The 14,925-nt window shown below is 47.7% G+C and carries 16 protein-coding genes and 1 pseudogene; 14 read left to right on the top strand and 3 right to left on the bottom strand.

Features of this window, described 5'->3' with window-relative positions; translation table 11 throughout:
• The first annotated feature begins 9 nt into the window (after window positions 1-9).
• The 4 genes from BP97_RS0103875 to BP97_RS0103860 all read left to right on the top strand — a co-directional run bounded on the left by BP97_RS0103875 (window position 10) and on the right by BP97_RS0103860 (window position 3,564).
• Window positions 10-1,059: a delta-lactam-biosynthetic de-N-acetylase gene (locus tag BP97_RS0103875; RefSeq protein WP_064745656.1), complete on the top strand. Its 1,050-nt coding sequence runs from the start codon at window positions 10-12 to the stop codon at window positions 1,057-1,059.
• A 165-nt stretch (window positions 1,060-1,224) separates the two neighbouring features.
• On the top strand, window positions 1,225-2,034 hold the full coding sequence (gene racE, locus BP97_RS0103870; RefSeq protein WP_028547921.1) for a glutamate racemase: 810 nt from the start codon (window positions 1,225-1,227) through the stop codon (window positions 2,032-2,034).
• Window positions 2,035-2,170: 136 nt separating this feature from the next.
• Complete coding sequence (locus tag BP97_RS35175) at window positions 2,171-3,070, top strand: M14 family metallopeptidase (protein WP_051620346.1); 900 nt, start codon at window positions 2,171-2,173, stop codon at window positions 3,068-3,070.
• A gap of 254 nt (window positions 3,071-3,324) precedes the next feature.
• Window positions 3,325-3,564, top strand: a complete 240-nt coding sequence (locus tag BP97_RS0103860; RefSeq protein ID WP_028547920.1) for a hypothetical protein — start codon at window positions 3,325-3,327, stop codon at window positions 3,562-3,564.
• Between the two features lie 64 nt (window positions 3,565-3,628).
• Here BP97_RS0103860 and ytvI read toward each other — a convergent pair whose 3' ends face one another.
• Window positions 3,629-4,717 carry a sporulation integral membrane protein YtvI gene (gene ytvI, locus BP97_RS0103855; protein WP_028547919.1) on the bottom strand — a complete coding sequence of 363 codons (1,089 nt, stop codon included), beginning with the start codon at window positions 4,715-4,717 and terminating at the stop codon, window positions 3,629-3,631.
• 24 nt (window positions 4,718-4,741) lie between these two features.
• A complete protein-coding gene (locus BP97_RS0103850; RefSeq protein WP_028547918.1) occupies window positions 4,742-5,110 on the bottom strand; it encodes a winged helix-turn-helix transcriptional regulator in 369 nt (122 codons plus the stop codon).
• A gap of 511 nt (window positions 5,111-5,621) precedes the next feature.
• Between BP97_RS0103850 and BP97_RS0103845 the strand changes: the two genes are divergently transcribed.
• The 10 genes and pseudogenes from BP97_RS0103845 to BP97_RS0103805 all read left to right on the top strand — a co-directional run bounded on the left by BP97_RS0103845 (window position 5,622) and on the right by BP97_RS0103805 (window position 14,000).
• Window positions 5,622-6,074, top strand: coding sequence for a hypothetical protein (locus BP97_RS0103845; RefSeq protein ID WP_028547917.1), 453 nt, complete (start codon window positions 5,622-5,624; stop codon window positions 6,072-6,074).
• Window positions 6,075-6,086: 12 nt separating this feature from the next.
• Window positions 6,087-6,233 (top strand): annotated as a pseudogene (locus BP97_RS40910) (helix-turn-helix domain-containing protein); the annotation flags it as partial.
• Window positions 6,234-6,262: 29 nt separating this feature from the next.
• A complete protein-coding gene (locus BP97_RS0103835) occupies window positions 6,263-7,591 on the top strand; it encodes a 5'-deoxyadenosine deaminase (RefSeq protein ID WP_028547916.1) in 1,329 nt (442 codons plus the stop codon).
• Between the two features lie 41 nt (window positions 7,592-7,632).
• On the top strand, window positions 7,633-8,700 hold the full coding sequence (locus BP97_RS35170; protein WP_051620345.1) for an XdhC family protein: 1,068 nt from the start codon (window positions 7,633-7,635) through the stop codon (window positions 8,698-8,700).
• Complete coding sequence (locus BP97_RS0103825) at window positions 8,618-9,241, top strand: nucleotidyltransferase family protein (RefSeq protein ID WP_231506207.1); 624 nt, start codon at window positions 8,618-8,620, stop codon at window positions 9,239-9,241. The genes BP97_RS35170 and BP97_RS0103825 overlap by 83 nt, the downstream gene beginning before the upstream one ends.
• A gap of 203 nt (window positions 9,242-9,444) precedes the next feature.
• The gene (locus BP97_RS0103820) at window positions 9,445-10,374 is read left to right on the top strand and encodes an FAD binding domain-containing protein (protein WP_028547914.1); all 930 of its coding nucleotides are present in this window, start codon (window positions 9,445-9,447) and stop codon (window positions 10,372-10,374) included.
• A gap of 46 nt (window positions 10,375-10,420) precedes the next feature.
• Window positions 10,421-12,745: a xanthine dehydrogenase subunit D gene (pucD, locus tag BP97_RS0103815; RefSeq protein WP_442952348.1), complete on the top strand. Its 2,325-nt coding sequence runs from the start codon at window positions 10,421-10,423 to the stop codon at window positions 12,743-12,745.
• Window positions 12,732-13,202, top strand: a complete 471-nt coding sequence (locus BP97_RS0103810; protein ID WP_028547912.1) for a (2Fe-2S)-binding protein — start codon at window positions 12,732-12,734, stop codon at window positions 13,200-13,202. The genes pucD and BP97_RS0103810 overlap by 14 nt, the downstream gene beginning before the upstream one ends.
• A 105-nt stretch (window positions 13,203-13,307) precedes the next feature.
• A complete protein-coding gene (locus BP97_RS41675; protein ID WP_081823920.1) occupies window positions 13,308-13,508 on the top strand; it encodes an ABC transporter substrate-binding protein in 201 nt (66 codons plus the stop codon).
• A gap of 45 nt (window positions 13,509-13,553) precedes the next feature.
• Entirely contained in the window at window positions 13,554-14,000 is a 447-nt protein-coding gene (locus BP97_RS0103805; RefSeq protein ID WP_028547911.1) for an amidohydrolase family protein, read from the top strand.
• Here the strand turns inward: BP97_RS0103805 and BP97_RS0103800 are convergent.
• Window positions 13,935-14,837, bottom strand: a complete 903-nt coding sequence (locus BP97_RS0103800; protein ID WP_028547910.1) for a LysR family transcriptional regulator — start codon at window positions 14,835-14,837, stop codon at window positions 13,935-13,937. The genes BP97_RS0103805 and BP97_RS0103800 overlap by 66 nt on opposite strands.
• Window positions 14,838-14,925: the final 88 nt, after the last annotated feature.

Raw genomic sequence — 14,925 nt, 5'->3', positions numbered from 1 at the left:
ACTCCGAAGATGATGACTAGCTCTAGAATCGGTGCCATCGCAGTAATCTTTTGCCTAGTTTTGACGACGTTGGCTTGCTCAGAACAGGCTGCAACTAAGGAGAACAAGCAGCTAGCGTCAAATGAAGCTGGAGCGGGGAACCAGCCTCCCTCTGCGCCACCGGCCACACCTTCGGGATCACAAGGTAAAGCAGATGGTGTTCATTCTGCTACGGATACTGCTGCTGCAGGGAAGGACTCTGTTAACCAGCCGACCGAATCGCCTGTCGTTGCATCTCCGGAACCTGCCAAGGAAGCTCCCGCACAAAAGACGGCAACAGAGGCTACCTATCAACCGCCATCCAACACCAAGACTGCATCAGCGAATGATAAGAAGGCACTCTCATGGTATTACATGAAGAAGCCGAAGGGACAAGTTCCTAATTTTCCCAATGAAACGAAAACATTCACTAAAGATATGAAGGCGCTATGGGTAGGAAGCGGGAAAAAGGTTTATTTAACCATTGATACCGGTGGTCCGCTAGGAGATACTGATTTATTGATTAAATCGTTAAAGGATAACGATGCGAAGGCCAACTTTTTCATAGCTGGATATAATGTAAAGAAAGATCCGGATTTTGTTCGTCAGCTGGTAGCGGACGGACACTTGGTAGCCAATCATACGATGACTCATACAGATATGAATAAGCAGACTGACGCCCAAGTGAAGAAAGAAATACAAGATTACGAAAAGCTGTACAAGGAAGTGACCGGCAAAGACATTCAGCCGTATTTCCGCTTTCCGTACGGAAGCTATAATATGCATCTGCTAAGCATGGTTTCTGACATGGGATATACTTCTGTATTTTGGTCGACGGCGATGAGAGATTGGGAGCCTAGGAAAAATGGGCCGGACGATCCTTATAACGATATCATGAATAATTTGCATGACGGCAATATTATCCTGATGCATCAGGGCTCTGAGGAAAATATCCAAGCATTGGATCGCATCATCAAAGGCGTAAAAGAGGCAGGTTATGAATTTGCGTTGCTAAATGATATACAAGCATCATCTAAATGATAGCTTTTCTTTAGCTTTGAATGATGGAAAGGCATTGTGCCTTCTGGTATTATGAATTGGCGCAGGTATCAGTGGTGTTTCATGGTACCTTTCTTCTTCTACCATCATACTCTATTAGAGGTATGCAGCGTCTCATCAATTCACAGTCAAAGGAAGCGAAAACTTGTGCAGCAAGCGATAGCCATACTGGATTCAGGAGTAGGCGGGCTGACGGTTGTAAGAGAGGTTATGCGCCAGCTCCCGCAAGAAAAGATCATTTATTTTGGCGATACGGCTCGGGCTCCTTACGGACCGAGAGCTTCACACGAAGTGGTTCAGTATACGCATCAAATCGTCGATTATTTATTGCAGTTCCAACCGAAAATGGTTGTTATCGCCTGCAACACAGCAACGGCTGTAGCATTGGATGAAATTCGCGCACGATTGTCTATTCCTGTGGTTGGCGTTATTCATCCAGGAGCGCGCGCTGCAATCAAAACGACGCGTAATGGCATAATAGGCGTTATCGGAACGGAAGGCACGATCAAAAGCAATGCCTATGAGCAAGCGCTGCGTCAAATCTCACCGCACATTCAAGTTTTCAGCGAATCCTGTCCCAAGCTCGCTTCGTTGGTGGAAACCGGCCAATTTTATACGGAGCATACCCGAATGGTCGTCGAGCAGTCGCTTCAACGATTGAAATATGAACCGATGGATTGCCTGATTCTCGGATGTACACATTATCCGTTTTTGTCAGACGCCATTTCGGATGTAATGGGACCTGATGTAGCATTGATCAGCTCTGCAGATGAAACAGCAAGAGAAATTAGCACGATCTTATATCATAAAGGGATGCTGGCGACGTCCAATTCGATCCCTGTCCATCAATTTCTGTGCAGCGGAGACCCTACAATGTTCAAACAAATAGCCCAATCATGGTTGAACGATCACATTCGTGTGACACCCGTTGTTTGGCAAGTACCTCATATTATTTAATAACGAACAGGCGAATCGGATTTCTACGAATCGCCTGTTTTTATTTGGCAGTTAGCATGAACAGCTCTTTGCTTCGCATACATATTAGAAGTTTCTTAACAGGTCACAATTAATGTGAAATGTAAGGGGGCAGAGGATGAAGCGGACGATTGTTGACACGAGTAGAGTTTATGGATATGTGGACTTGGTTGAGGATATTACGCGGTTGGAAGAACGGTATTCATTTATTCATGTAGATAATATAGGGTTTAGTGTGCTAGGCAAGAGTATCCCTGTGTTGAGAATTGGGGGCGGGTCCAGTCATGTTCATTTTAACGGCTCCTTCCATGCTAACGAATGGATTACGTCGATGCTTCTTATGAAATTTGTGGAAGATTATGCTGATGCATATGCAAATAGCGACCAGCTCTATGGCGACAATGTATGTGAACGGTTCAGGCAGACGACGATTTGGGTTGTTCCTATGGTAAACCCGGATGGGGTAGAGCTTGTGCAAGGCAGGTTATCTCTTGAACAGCCGCATTATAAGCAGGTGCTGGTATGGAACCTGGGTTCCACAGATTTTTCAGGCTGGAAAGCTAATATTCGGGGTGTTGACCTCAACGATCAATTTCCCGCCGGTTGGGACGCAGAGAAGGAACGAAGGGGTGTGAAGGGACCTGGTCCAAGAGATTATGCGGGAGAATATCCGCTTTGTGAACCGGAAGCTTGTGCGATCGCTGACTTTACGAGGAGACACTGTTTCCGAATGGTACTTGCATTCCATACGCAGGGAGAAGAAATATATTGGAACTATCGGGACTTTGAACCGCCTGAGTCCGAAGAGATTGTTAAGCGGCTGGCCCGAGTGAGCGGATACATTCCCATAAAGCTTACGGATAGTGATGCAGGATACAAGGATTGGTTCATCCAGGAGTTCCGTAGACCGGGATTTACAGTGGAGGCAGGCTTGGGAGTGAATCCGCTTTCTCTCGATCAGTTTCCGAGAATGTATGATGCGGTCTCTAGATTAATGCTGGAAGCTTTAAAAATTTAGGTACAAAGACCTTCTTTATGGTGGCTGGTCTATTGAGAAACCTGTTACTTCGAGAAATTGGCTATATGGGTAGGTGGGGTATGCCTCGGAGGAGAACAACAGTGGCTGGAGGGGCATACCCCACTGGAGTATATAGCAACATTTCCAGTTTTGGTTTCTCGTCAATCAGGGCAGTCCTTATGGGCGGCTTCTTTTGTTTTTGCGGAGAAGTCAGTTATACTAGAAGGAAGCCGTGCATCAAGGAGGGAATGCAGATGTGGAAACGACTCATATCATTCAAATACTGGGGACATGTGTTCCGCCGCATAGGCCCTTTGCTCGCTTCTCCTAAAGTGCCTTTATCCGAGAAGCTGTTGTTTGCCATTCCGGTTATTGTCTACTGGATCATACCTGATGTCATGCCTTTCGTGCCTATCGACGATATTGCGGTAACCTTATTTCTAATGAACTTTTTTACGGACCGCGCGGAACGTAAATATTTATCAATTAAATGACAAAAGCTCGAACCTCGGTTCGAGCTTTTGTACATTTGCTGCTAGTCAGCAGCTGTTGTATGGCTTATTCGCCTTCCGGCCAACGAATCCATCTCTGCAGGTATCCTTGCTCATACAATGCCTTAATAGTAATGATCAGAACAGGGGACAGCAGCAATCCGGCAACCCCGAACAGAGAGAGTGAAATAATCATAAAAGACAGCATAGTGAAAGCAGAAACTCCGAGGGAATCCCCCGTAATCTTCGGCTCCATAATTTGACGCACCAGTATGACAACCCCTAGCAGCGCAGTTAACCATATAGCAAGCACCGTTTGTCCAACGACAAACAAGTAGATGATCCATGGTATGAACAGTGTCGATACGCCGAGTAGAGGGAGTACATCGAATATAGCCGCAAGCAAAGCGATAGAGAATGAGTTTTTCACTCCAAGTATAAGCAATGCAACAAAAATAACGATGAACGTCAAACTGATCAATTTAGATTGTGCTTTGATATAACCAATAATGCCTTTTAAAACATTTTCCCTTAGAAACGTAAAGGCCGACTTAAACGTTTTGGGTGTTTTTTTCTTCGCTATTCTTTTCCACGATTCAATCTCAATACTTAAGAAATAAGCCAATATAATAGCGATAACGAAATTAACGACAAACGTAGAAAAGCTTGTCAGCATGGTGAAAGTTCCGGTTAGAAATTGCCCGACCAATAAGGTCAATTTTTGCGTAATCTGAGTGGAATATTCCGTTATTTTCTGAACGATATCATCAGGCAAGGAGGGCATCGATTCGATTCGACTCTGCAGCAATTCGGTTTTAAGAATGAGCTGATGCTGCAGTATGGCCGAATATTCCGGCAGCTTATCTTTCAAACTTAAAATTTGACTTGTAAATATAACTCCGACCCCGGTCAGTGCCCCTAAAATAACAAGGATGAACACGACGGTTGATATAGCTGAGGCAATGCTCTTGCTCAACCCTTTCCTATGTAGAAAACGGGCTAGCGGCTCGATAATTAAAAAGATGATAAAGGCGAGGAAGATAGGAGTTGCAATTCGGTACAAGTAGCTGAAAAGCAGCATAAACAAATAGACTGTGATCAGCAGTAAAGCAATATCGAAAACAGTTTTCCAATATTTTCTATAAAACGCTATCATTCTACACCTCGTCAGCGGGGGATGTTAGGACCATTTAGCGGCCCAGAGCTTCATTTCTTTCAAGATTTGATGAAGATCCTGCCCTTTGGGTGTTAAGGTATATTCTACGGTGACAGGAACAGTAGGGTAGGCAGTGCGCTCCAGAACCCCTTGTTCTTCCAAATGGCGCAGCGTTTCGGTTAATGATTTGGGACTGATGGCTTTTATTTTCTTTTGAAGCTCTCCGAATCGCTTGGTTCCGCCAAATAATTCCCGGAGAACGAGAAAGGACCATTTCCCCCCGATTGCATCCAACGTTTTTTCAATAGAGCATTCAATATGGGTAGGTTGTTTCGGGACATAGTTGTTTTTCTGAATGACCGTTTGGTTGTTCTCAGCTTCTGACATGGACATGGAAAACCATCCTCTCCCTTTATAGTTGATTACATTAAGGTAAGTAAATAACTATCGTGTAATAATGTAATCAAAGATTCGCTACTATATTAATAGTAAAGAAGAAAGAAAAAAATAGCAAGCCAGGCCTGCCGAGTCTCGAGCGTGGAAATACGTTTGCACAAATAATTCCCGTTTCCCGGGACTGATACCCAGAGGAGCATCTACTAACAAATATTTAAGTGAGCTTGAAGTCAGGCTTCCGTATATGAAATGTTATTGATTTACCCGAGTATGACCTTTATCGGCAAGTCCGGTAGGGGTCTTTTCTGTGTTGGGGAAAAAGGTTGGTTTTATTGAAACGGAGGTATCACAATGTATTTTGTGTAATATTATATAACACAAATATTGAAAATCAATAATTCGATCTATATAATGTTATATAAAATTACATTAAAATAACGTGAAGACACATGATCCTCTTGTTTTGTTCGATTGAAACTAATGATGTCAATTGAAGGTGGGGATGGCTGTGCATTTGACCGTGGAACAAGCGCTCTTGATTTATCCTTTGTCGGAGGCCGGGGTGATTGCTGGAAAGTCCGGTACTTCAAGGGTCATTAAATCTGTGAATGTCATGGATGCTCCGGATATTTTGACTAAATGCTTGCAGGGGGTTATTGGTGGCTTACAGGAAGGGAAAGTGACACGGTTGTGTGTGAGTAACAAGAAAAAACGGCCGGATTCGCTGCTAGAGGCATATAACGAATGTGTAGGCTCATATGGATTGGCAGAACGCTTGGGATTGAAGGATGCCATTGTGCAATTTGAGATAGTGGAGCTGTCTTATTTGTTTCAGAAGCTGCCTCAGGGGAAAATGCGGACCTATTGCGTGGAAGTGTTGGATGCTTTATTGAATAAAGATCCCGAATATTCTCGGGAAATGCTGCGTACACTGGAGGCGTTCATTGAGAATGATGGGTAGGTTAATGAAACAGCTAAACAATTATTTATTCACCGTAACACGGCTGCATATAGATTGGAAAAGATAGGGGGAATATTGGAGGTTGATTTTAAAAATGTGAACGATTTACTCAGGTTGAAGCTGATGTTCGTATTCAGGCAAATGCTGAAAAGCGGTTAGCTTCCCTGGCTTTAGGAGGAGAGGTTGTAATGAGACTATTAATCAAACAAGCACAAATCATAACGATGAATTCAACGGATGATCTGTTTATTGGGGATGTCTGGATTGAAAATGATCGTATAGTTCATGTTGCAGCTGATTTGGGAGCTTTAGAAAAACAGGCGGATCGCATTATTTTGGGGAAGGGCAAGGTGCTGCTGCCGGGATTTATACAGACCCACGTTCACTTGTGTCAGACGTTGTTTCGCGGTAGAGCGGATGACATGGAATTAATGGATTGGCTGCGTAACAGGATTTGGCCTCTGGAGGCTGCGCATGACGAGGAATCTGTCTACTATTCAGCGCTGCTTGGAATTGGAGAGCTGGTTCGCAGTGGAACGACGACGATTCTGGATATGGAGACGGTCAATTACGCAGACGCGGCATTCAGGGCGCTGGCAGAGAGTGGACTCCGAGCGGTATCAGGCAAGGTTATGATGGATCATGGCGCGGGGGTTCCTGCTGCTTTGCTGGAAGACACGGAAAGGTCACTCCGACAAAGTGTGGAGCTGCTGGAGAAATGGGATGGGTTTGATAATGGAAGGCTTCGATACGCATTTTGTCCTCGTTTCGTCGTTTCTTGTACGGAACGGCTGCTGACGGAAGTGCGGGATTTATCCGCCAAGTACGGGGTGAAGGTTCATACTCATGCATCGGAAAACCGGGGCGAAATCGAATTGGTTGAGCAGGAGCGGGGGATGCGGAACGTCGTTTATCTCGACCATATTGGATTGGCTAATCCAAGCTTGATTTTGGCGCACTGCATATGGCTGGACGATGAGGAAAAACGGATTATTAAGAATAAGGGAGTTAAGGTTACGCATTGTCCTGGATCGAATCTGAAGCTTGCTTCTGGTGTGGCCGAGGTGCCGGATCTTTTGCTCAGAGATATCCATGTTGGTATTGGTGCGGATGGTGCGCCGTGCAACAATAATTTAGATATGTTTCAGGAAATGCGTTTGACTGCCTTGATGCAGAAGGTACAACACGGGCCGACGATAATGGATGCCAAAACGGTGCTAAGGATGGCGACCATGGGAGGGGCGGAGGTGCTTGGGATGGAAGGGGAAATCGGCAGTATAGAGCCGGGGAAGAAAGCGGATTTAATTATGCTTGATCTCAATGATTTTCATGCATTCCCTTCTTGGGACGTCGACCCATATTCGAGAGTGGTTTATTCTGCAACTCGAGGAGATGTGGACACGGTTCTCATTGACGGTAAAATCGTTTTGGAGGGGAAACGACATTTGACAGTCGATAAGGAAATTGTGCTTCGGGAATCGGATCGGGCGGTAAGTAGGCTGTTAAAACGGATGTAGGTGGCATGAGTGCGACGGTGTAGTGGAAAGGGGGCGGTTCCATGGATATGCATAGCTTGCTTGCGGTATATTTTCGCACGGAGACAACGGGGGCGGTTCTGGCAACGGTTGTGGAAGTGGAGGGGCATGCTTATCGAAAGGCTGGCGCGACGATGCTTCTTATGGGGGATGCGGGGCGGAGGGGTGGAATAAGTCCAGGGTGTCTAGAGGCTGATTTGAATGAACGAGTGGAGGATATATTGAAATCCGGTTTACCTCAGTGGGTAGAGTATGATATGCGTCCGGCTGACGATTATTCCTGGGGGGATGCCGTCGGCTGCGGAGGTAAAATTCGAGTGCTGCTGGAGCCTGTGCAAGGGTGTTTGTTGGCGGAATTGGTTGAACTGAATAAACGGCTGGATAGTGGTGAAACAGTCTGTTTTATACGAAGGTTAGGTTCTGATGGTGCTGAGGTTGTTTCTTATAGAATGAAGGAGGCGAATGAAGAGTCAGTCAGGGATTCGGCGCGAGTGTTCGACGTTGGGGGGCGCCGTGTCTTGGAATGTATTTATGCACCGAGGCCTCGCCTGCTTCTGTTCGGTGCGTCGGATGATGCGATACCTGTGGCCAGAGTTACTGCGCAGAGTGGATTTTGTGTAAAGGTTGCGGATTGGCGTGAAGGGTTGTGTACAAGTGAACGTTTCGATCAGGCGGAATTGTTGATTGGCAGTCCGAAGGAGGTGCTGCAGCGGTCGGGTTTAAGTTATGGGGATTTCGTCGTTGTTATGAGTCACTCCTTTCCTAAAGACCAGGAGTTAGTGAGGCTTCTTCTTTCTCGCCAAGTAAGATATGCAGGTATTATGGGGTCGAAAGTCAGGACGGAGAGACTGCTGGAAGGGGAGGTGCCACCGCCATGGTTTCGCTTTCCGGTAGGAGTGCCCATTGGTGCGGATGGTGCTGAAGAGATAGCGGTTAGTATTGCGGCGGAATTGATTCAAGTGCGGAGAATGGGTATGAAGGAATTTAACGGAAGGGAGAGTGTTGTTGTTGAAAATAGCGGGGATATATTTGGCAGCGGGCCAAAGCAAACGAATGGGGTGCTCCAAGCTTTCGATAGAGCTCGAGCCTAACAGGAGATTGGGAGGGATTGCTCTTGAGCGGGCTCTTCAGTCTTCGTTAGATCACATTGTTATTGTAACGAGGCGGGAAGAAGGAGTGGAATGGCTACCGACAACATTGAAGAAAGTGGAAGGAAGGCGGTTGCGGAGTATACATTGTTTGGATGCAGACAAAGGGATGGCGCATTCGTTGCGAAGCGGATTGCAAAAGGCGTGTGAGCAGGAGGTTCCGGAAGCTGTTGTTGTTATGTTAGCCGATCAGCCGTTTATCACTGCCAGTATGATTGATGGATTGATTCAATCCTTCATGAAGCGACCACAATTGGATTATTGTGCTGTAGGCTGCATGGGGGCTCCGAGGCCGCCGGTGCTGATTGCCAGATCTATGTTTGAGGCTGTCGGTCAACTGGAGGGTGATGAGGGGGCGAGAGCGCTATTTTTTCTCCCTCATTACAGTGGGATGGTTATTGAAGAGGATGAACATTATCGGTTTTTGGATGCGGACACGCCTGAGGAATTGGAGCGAGTCCGATTTTATTATCTTAAAGGGTGAAGGCAAGAAGGTGCTAAATTTTTTTTACTTATTTTATGTCAGATATGTGTTGTTTAAAATGACGCAAAACGCAATTGGGGAGTCGATACGGTTGCACGGAAAAAAGCGTTGGCGGCAGGAGGAAGGTTCTTTAGGAGTTTCGTATAGAAGGGAACAACGTTTTTGAACAAATAGTCTGCTTATTGAAAAGGAGGGATTCGGCTATGGCGGTGGGTTCTTACGATAGGTTTGCGGTCCCTCGAGTGTGGCGGCCGACAAGTATAGTTGAAGCGTGGGAGCTACGCAGTAAGCTTGGAGCGGACAGTTGTTATGTCTCAGGTGGAACACTGCTTCGAACGCAATGGGAAGCGGATGTTACTCCAATGCCTGCCCATTTAATCAGTCTGGAGGCTATTTCGGAGCTGAAGGGTATTCGCTGCCAGAGTGAGGCAGGAGTGGATATCGGCTCTATGCTGCATGTAGGTGCGTTGACGAATCTCGAAGAGTGTCGGCACCATTCGGGCAATGTGCTGCTGCGTGAAGCTTGCCGGCATATTGCAGCACCGTCTATACGTAACCTTGGGACAATCGGTGGCAATATAGCTTCGAGAATCGGTGACGCTATCCCTGCACTGCTTGTACAAAATGCTGAATTGGTATGGTTTCACGGGAAAGGTTGGATAGTGGTTCGCTTGGAAGATTGGTTATCTTCCGATGAAAATCCCGCCTCGGCTTCCGAACACGCTATTCTTTCTGGAATCATGATGGAGGCGTCTGTTGACGGGGGGGACAACATTTTTGAAGATAGGAAAGCTTTTTATCATAAAGTAGGTCGCAGAGAAGCGTTCGTTCCCTCTCTTGTCACGGTTGCGGGTTGTATGAAGGTGGATGAGGAAGGGATATTGCAGAAGGTTAGATTGGCGGTAGGTGGCGGGGCGAGTACTGCGAAGAGGTTAATAGAGACAGAGGCTTTATTGGAAGGAAGGCGGTTAACGCCTCCGCTCATGCGACAGGCTTTAATTAGTTTGAATTCCGAATGGAACGGGTTCAAGGATGCCTTTGCCTCGGCAGAGTATCGCCAAAAGGCAGCCTCCAATTTGATTATATCGGAGCTTTGGAAAATGTTTAGGCTTCGAGAAGCCAGCGACACATGATTTCTATGAAGTAAGGTTAAGGATAGGCTGGTAAACCGAAGGGGGAATGACGATGCTGTTGACTAAAGAAACGGCGGGCACTCGTTGGCATATCCGTCCTGATGGTCCGGAAAAAGTGACCGGAGCTTTGTCTTATTTGACGGATCGGCACATGGATGGAATGCTGCACGGGAAGGTGCTTCGAAGTGAGCATGCTCATGCTTGGATATTATCCATTCGGACGGATATAGCAGAGAAACTGCCAGGCGTTCGGGCGGTCATTACCTGCAAGGATGTGCCTGGAATGAACCGGTTTGGAATTGCCATTCCAGATCAGCCTGTACTATGCGAGGACAGAGTCCGGTATGTCGGGGATGCAGTGGCAGCGGTAGCGGCGGATAGCTTGGATATTGCCGAGAAGGCTCTGGAGCTTATTGAAGTTACGTATGTTCAGCTCCCGGTTCTGGAGGATCCTGAGGAAGCCATGAAGCCTGAAGCTTTGAAGCTTCACCCTTCGGGGAATGTGCTGCACCGCACGAATTATAAACGAGGCGATGCGGAGGCGGCATTCCGGGAATGTGCTTTTGTGGTGGAGGAGACCTATTATACTCCGCGTCAAATGCACGCTTATATGGAGACGGAGGGGGGCTTGTTTGTTCCTGAGGCTGATGGGCGGTTGACGGTATATGCGCCCACGCAGCACGGCTACAAGGATAGGATGCAGCTTTCGCGGATATTGGCGATGCCGGAAGAGGATATTCGGATCGTTTCGAGTCCGATTGGAGGATCGTTCGGTGGAAAGGATGAGCTGAACATACAGCCCTTCGGAGCGCTCCTTGCTTTGAAAAGCGGTCGTCCTGTGAAAATTCATCAGAATCGTTGGGAGTCGGTTCGCTCAGGCTTGAAACGGCATCCAATGAAAATTACGATGCGTACGGGCGCTAACGCGGAAGGACGTCTTGTGGCTCACCAAGTACGGATCATTGCTGATACCGGTGCGTACGCTACGCTTGGCCCGGCCGTACTAAACTTTGCTACTGAGCATGCAATGGGGCCTTACCGGATGATTCATGTTGATGTTGAAGGGGTATCGGTTTATACGAATAACGGAGTTTCCGGTGAATTCCGTGGTTTTGGGGGCAATCAGGTTATCTTTGCACTGGAGGGGCAGATAGATCGGCTTGCGGCGAAGCTAGGTATGGACCCGTGGGAGTTTCGCAGCATGAATCTTCGGGAGAAGGATGATCCGGGGCCAATGGGGCAGCGTATCGTTGCTACAGAAGGGGCGCGGCAGGTATGGAATTCGATCAATCAAAGTGATGTTTGGCTCAGAAAAGCCTCTTGCGGGAGCAGAGAAGGCCAGCTTCCGTGGATACATCGGGGAATTGGCGCATCTGTAGCAATGCATGGCTCTGGACTTGGCTTCGGGCTTCCTGACTTCGGAGGAGGGAAGCTATGTTTGAATCGAAGCGGTAAGATTGAAGCGGCTTTCGGCTACGAGGAATTCGGTCAGGGGCTGCTCTCAACATTGCAGATCATGCTGTTGGATCATTTTGGTTGCGACAAAGAAGATGTGGAGATGATCATTGGCGATACGGATCGCGCTCCGCACAGCGGCTCGAGTACCGCTTCCAGAGCAACGACGATGCTGTGGCAGGCGCTTCAGCGGATGAGACAGCCGTTTGTAGATAAGCTGCTGAAGGAAGCAGCTCGTCAAACAGGGGTGGCTGCGGAAGAAATGGAGACGGGTCCGCGAGGCATATGGATGCGCTCAGAGCTTCAGGCAGCGAAGGAAGAAGGAAATAAATCCGTTCCTCTCGTTACCTACAAACATTTGGCGGATGAGGCCCAAGAACCGATACGTGTAGCCAGTCAGATTCATTTCCCGACGACGCCAGATGCAGTGGTAGGAGGTCACTTTCTTTATACGTACACAGGCGTAGCGGTAGAGGTGGAGGTTGATACGTTGACTGGAAGAGTGAGGGTATTGGATCAATTTCATGCTGTTGCTGCCGGTCCGGTCATTAACCCTATGGGCTTTTTGGGTCAAATTGAGGGCGGGAGCAGCATGGCGCTCGGCTTCACGTTAATGGAGGACGCTCTTATGGTTTCCGGCCATTATGTTACCCGAAATTTGGATGCATATCTTGTTCCAACTTTACCTGATACTCCGGCCAAGTTCAGCTTGGAAGCTATTGAAGAGCTTCCGGAAGGAGATCCGTATGGTCCCCGTGGTATCGGGGAGATTGGAACGGTGGCTGTAGCTCCTGCTATTGCGGCAGCTGTTCGAGATGCGACGAATCGATGGGTAACCAGACTGCCTATTACTCCGGAGCAATTGATTGAGACGGTAGATCTGGGGAAAGGGGGCGGTTGTTATGAGGAAGGATGAGTTGATGAGCTGGAGATGTGTTCTGAATGGCAGTGAGGTGGTATTGCAAGGGGTGCCGTTTACTCGAAGGCTTGTTGAAATTCTTAGAGACGATCTTCTGCTTACCGGAACTAAGGTGTCCTGTGAAATGGGACGGTGCGGCGCTTGTATGGTGTTGATGAATGGCAGGACGGTTAACAGCTGTCTAGTTATGGCTTACCAATGCATGGATCAAAATATTATGACCGTCGAAGGTTTGGAGGGGCCGGAATCTGATCCGGTGCAGCGAGTGTTTCTTGAAGAGGGAGCTTTTCAATGCGGTTATTGTACGTCAGGGATGATCATGTCAGTCAAAGGCTTGTTAAATAACAACCCGTGCCCTACCCGGCAGGAGGTGGAAGAAGGATTATCCGGGAATCTTTGCCGTTGTACCGGATATGGGTCCATCATTAGAGCTGTTGAAAAATTAGGACAATGAAAGTGGGGGGGCCACTGTGAAGTTGTTTAATAGGAGTATAGCCCAATGTTTACAGCAATACTTATGCTAATCCTGTGCTCAACAGAGAGTATCACAAGAAGCTGAATTGCTCATGCAGATCAGATTTTATTAGCACGCAAACAGGGGATACCGATCGTATCGGTTGCCACCACGTTTCAAATCAGTCCACAAGCGCTAATGTTCCGTAAAGAAGAAGCGATCAAAACGTTTGCAGATGTCTTTGGTCGCACGGTATATATCCAGCAAGGGCAGCCGTATTGGGATTTTCTGAAGAGAAAAAAATAGCCTGGTAATAAAATAAAAGAGCTGGCCTATACGGGTGAGGCCCTAATGAACCTGCAGGTCATTGTTTTTCCGCAGGATGGTATTTGTGCTTGCCCGGATAATGAGGAGCGCCTGGAGGAGGCGCTAAGGCTAGGTGCAGACGGTGTCGGAGCGATACCGCATTGTGAGCATAGCTGGGAAAGATCCCACATGACAGGGCGCGAGGAGCTGGAAGAGGTGCTGCGCATGGTTACGATCCGGGGAGCGAAGACTTTGCAGATCGAGGACAGCTACGGTCTGGAAGTAGGCAATCAGGCAAGCTTCGTTCTGCTGCCGGCTGTCGATACGGCTGAGCTGCTTTGTAGGCAGGCTGCTTGCCGCTATGTCATCAGCCACGGGCAGGTCATCGCAGAGACAATTCCGGCGCGTACGGTTCTGACGGAATCGTTATGGTTTCAAGAGGAACGGCATTCTTTGCTTCATAAAGGAAGCAAAGGTTCGGGCAGCCGGTGAGAGCTCCTCGCCGGCTCTGCTGTACAGCGCAATCGGATTGGTCAGCTGCACCTCTTGGACATGGGCTCTCGCTACTGTGCCCTGTCGAACATGTTCGCTTACTTCGATAGCGGAGACGAAGATAGCGCCATATCCGGAAATGACGGCACGTATCGTTTCCCCAAGGCCGTTAAACTGCAAGCCTACTTTTGGAGGCTCGACGTTATGCAGCTTACACAAGGCAAACAGCTTATCGCGGGTCGAGCTTCCTTCCTCTCTCAGAATAAACGGCTCTTTCATCATGTCCTTCAATTCAACGTTGGCGTTAGCCAGCTTATGACCGGAAGGAACGATGAACCAGAGCTCGTCCTCCATCAACTCCTCGCGTACGATGCCGATCGGCGCCTCTTTGCTCCCGCCGATGAAGGCAAGCTCGGCTTCATAATGGAGCAGCTTATGATACACCGATTGGGAGTTAGCGGTCGTCAATATGAGATCTACATGCTCATATTGCTGCTTGTAGGCAGCCATAATGACCGGTAGTACATAGTTGGCCGGAAGGTAGGTTGCGGCGATTCTTAGCTTGCCAAGCTGCCCGCTGCGATAATCATTCAGCCGAACGTCCATTTCCTTCTCCAGGGCAAATAGCTTCACTGCATAGCCGTACAGCAATTCCCCGGCCTCTGTTAGTTGAACACCGCGTCCCTGGGAGGCTAGCAGTACTAATCCAAGCTCCTGCTCCAAATTGCGAATTTGTGCGGTTACCGCAGGTTGACTTATGTGTAGAGCTTCCGCCGCTTTGGTCACACCGCCTCGAGCCGCCGTCTCGTAAAAAAGCTTTAGGGCGTGCAAATTCATATACCGCAGCTCCCTTCAAGCATAAATTTTATTTATATTTTTATAAGATACATATATTAGTTTTATGATTTGGATTCCTTTATTGTAA

The organism is Paenibacillus sp. UNC451MF, from assembly GCF_000686845.1.
Classification (GTDB): Bacteria; Bacillota; Bacilli; order Paenibacillales; family NBRC-103111; genus Paenibacillus_S.
This window is presented reverse-complemented; position numbering and strand designations above follow the sequence as displayed.

Bases quoted from the DNA above. Each gene is read 5' to 3' on its own strand.
- BP97_RS0103875 (WP_064745656.1), top strand. From the start codon at position 10: ATGATGACTAGCTCTAGAATCGGTGCCATCGCAGTAATCTTTTGCCTA.
- BP97_RS35175 (WP_051620346.1), top strand. From the start codon at position 2,171: ATGAAGCGGACGATTGTTGACACGAGTAGAGTTTATGGATATGTGGAC.
- BP97_RS0103860 (WP_028547920.1), top strand. From the start codon at position 3,325: ATGTGGAAACGACTCATATCATTCAAATACTGGGGACATGTGTTCCGC.
- ytvI (WP_028547919.1), bottom strand. From the start codon at position 4,717: ATGATAGCGTTTTATAGAAAATATTGGAAAACTGTTTTCGATATTGCT.
- BP97_RS0103850 (WP_028547918.1), bottom strand. From the start codon at position 5,110: ATGTCCATGTCAGAAGCTGAGAACAACCAAACGGTCATTCAGAAAAAC.
- BP97_RS0103835 (WP_028547916.1), top strand. From the start codon at position 6,263: ATGAGACTATTAATCAAACAAGCACAAATCATAACGATGAATTCAACG.
- BP97_RS35170 (WP_051620345.1), top strand. From the start codon at position 7,633: ATGGATATGCATAGCTTGCTTGCGGTATATTTTCGCACGGAGACAACG.
- BP97_RS0103820 (WP_028547914.1), top strand. From the start codon at position 9,445: ATGGCGGTGGGTTCTTACGATAGGTTTGCGGTCCCTCGAGTGTGGCGG.
- pucD (WP_442952348.1), top strand. From the start codon at position 10,421: ATGACGATGCTGTTGACTAAAGAAACGGCGGGCACTCGTTGGCATATC.
- BP97_RS0103810 (WP_028547912.1), top strand. From the start codon at position 12,732: ATGAGGAAGGATGAGTTGATGAGCTGGAGATGTGTTCTGAATGGCAGT.
- BP97_RS0103805 (WP_028547911.1), top strand. From the start codon at position 13,554: ATGAACCTGCAGGTCATTGTTTTTCCGCAGGATGGTATTTGTGCTTGC.
- BP97_RS0103800 (WP_028547910.1), bottom strand. From the start codon at position 14,837: ATGAATTTGCACGCCCTAAAGCTTTTTTACGAGACGGCGGCTCGAGGC.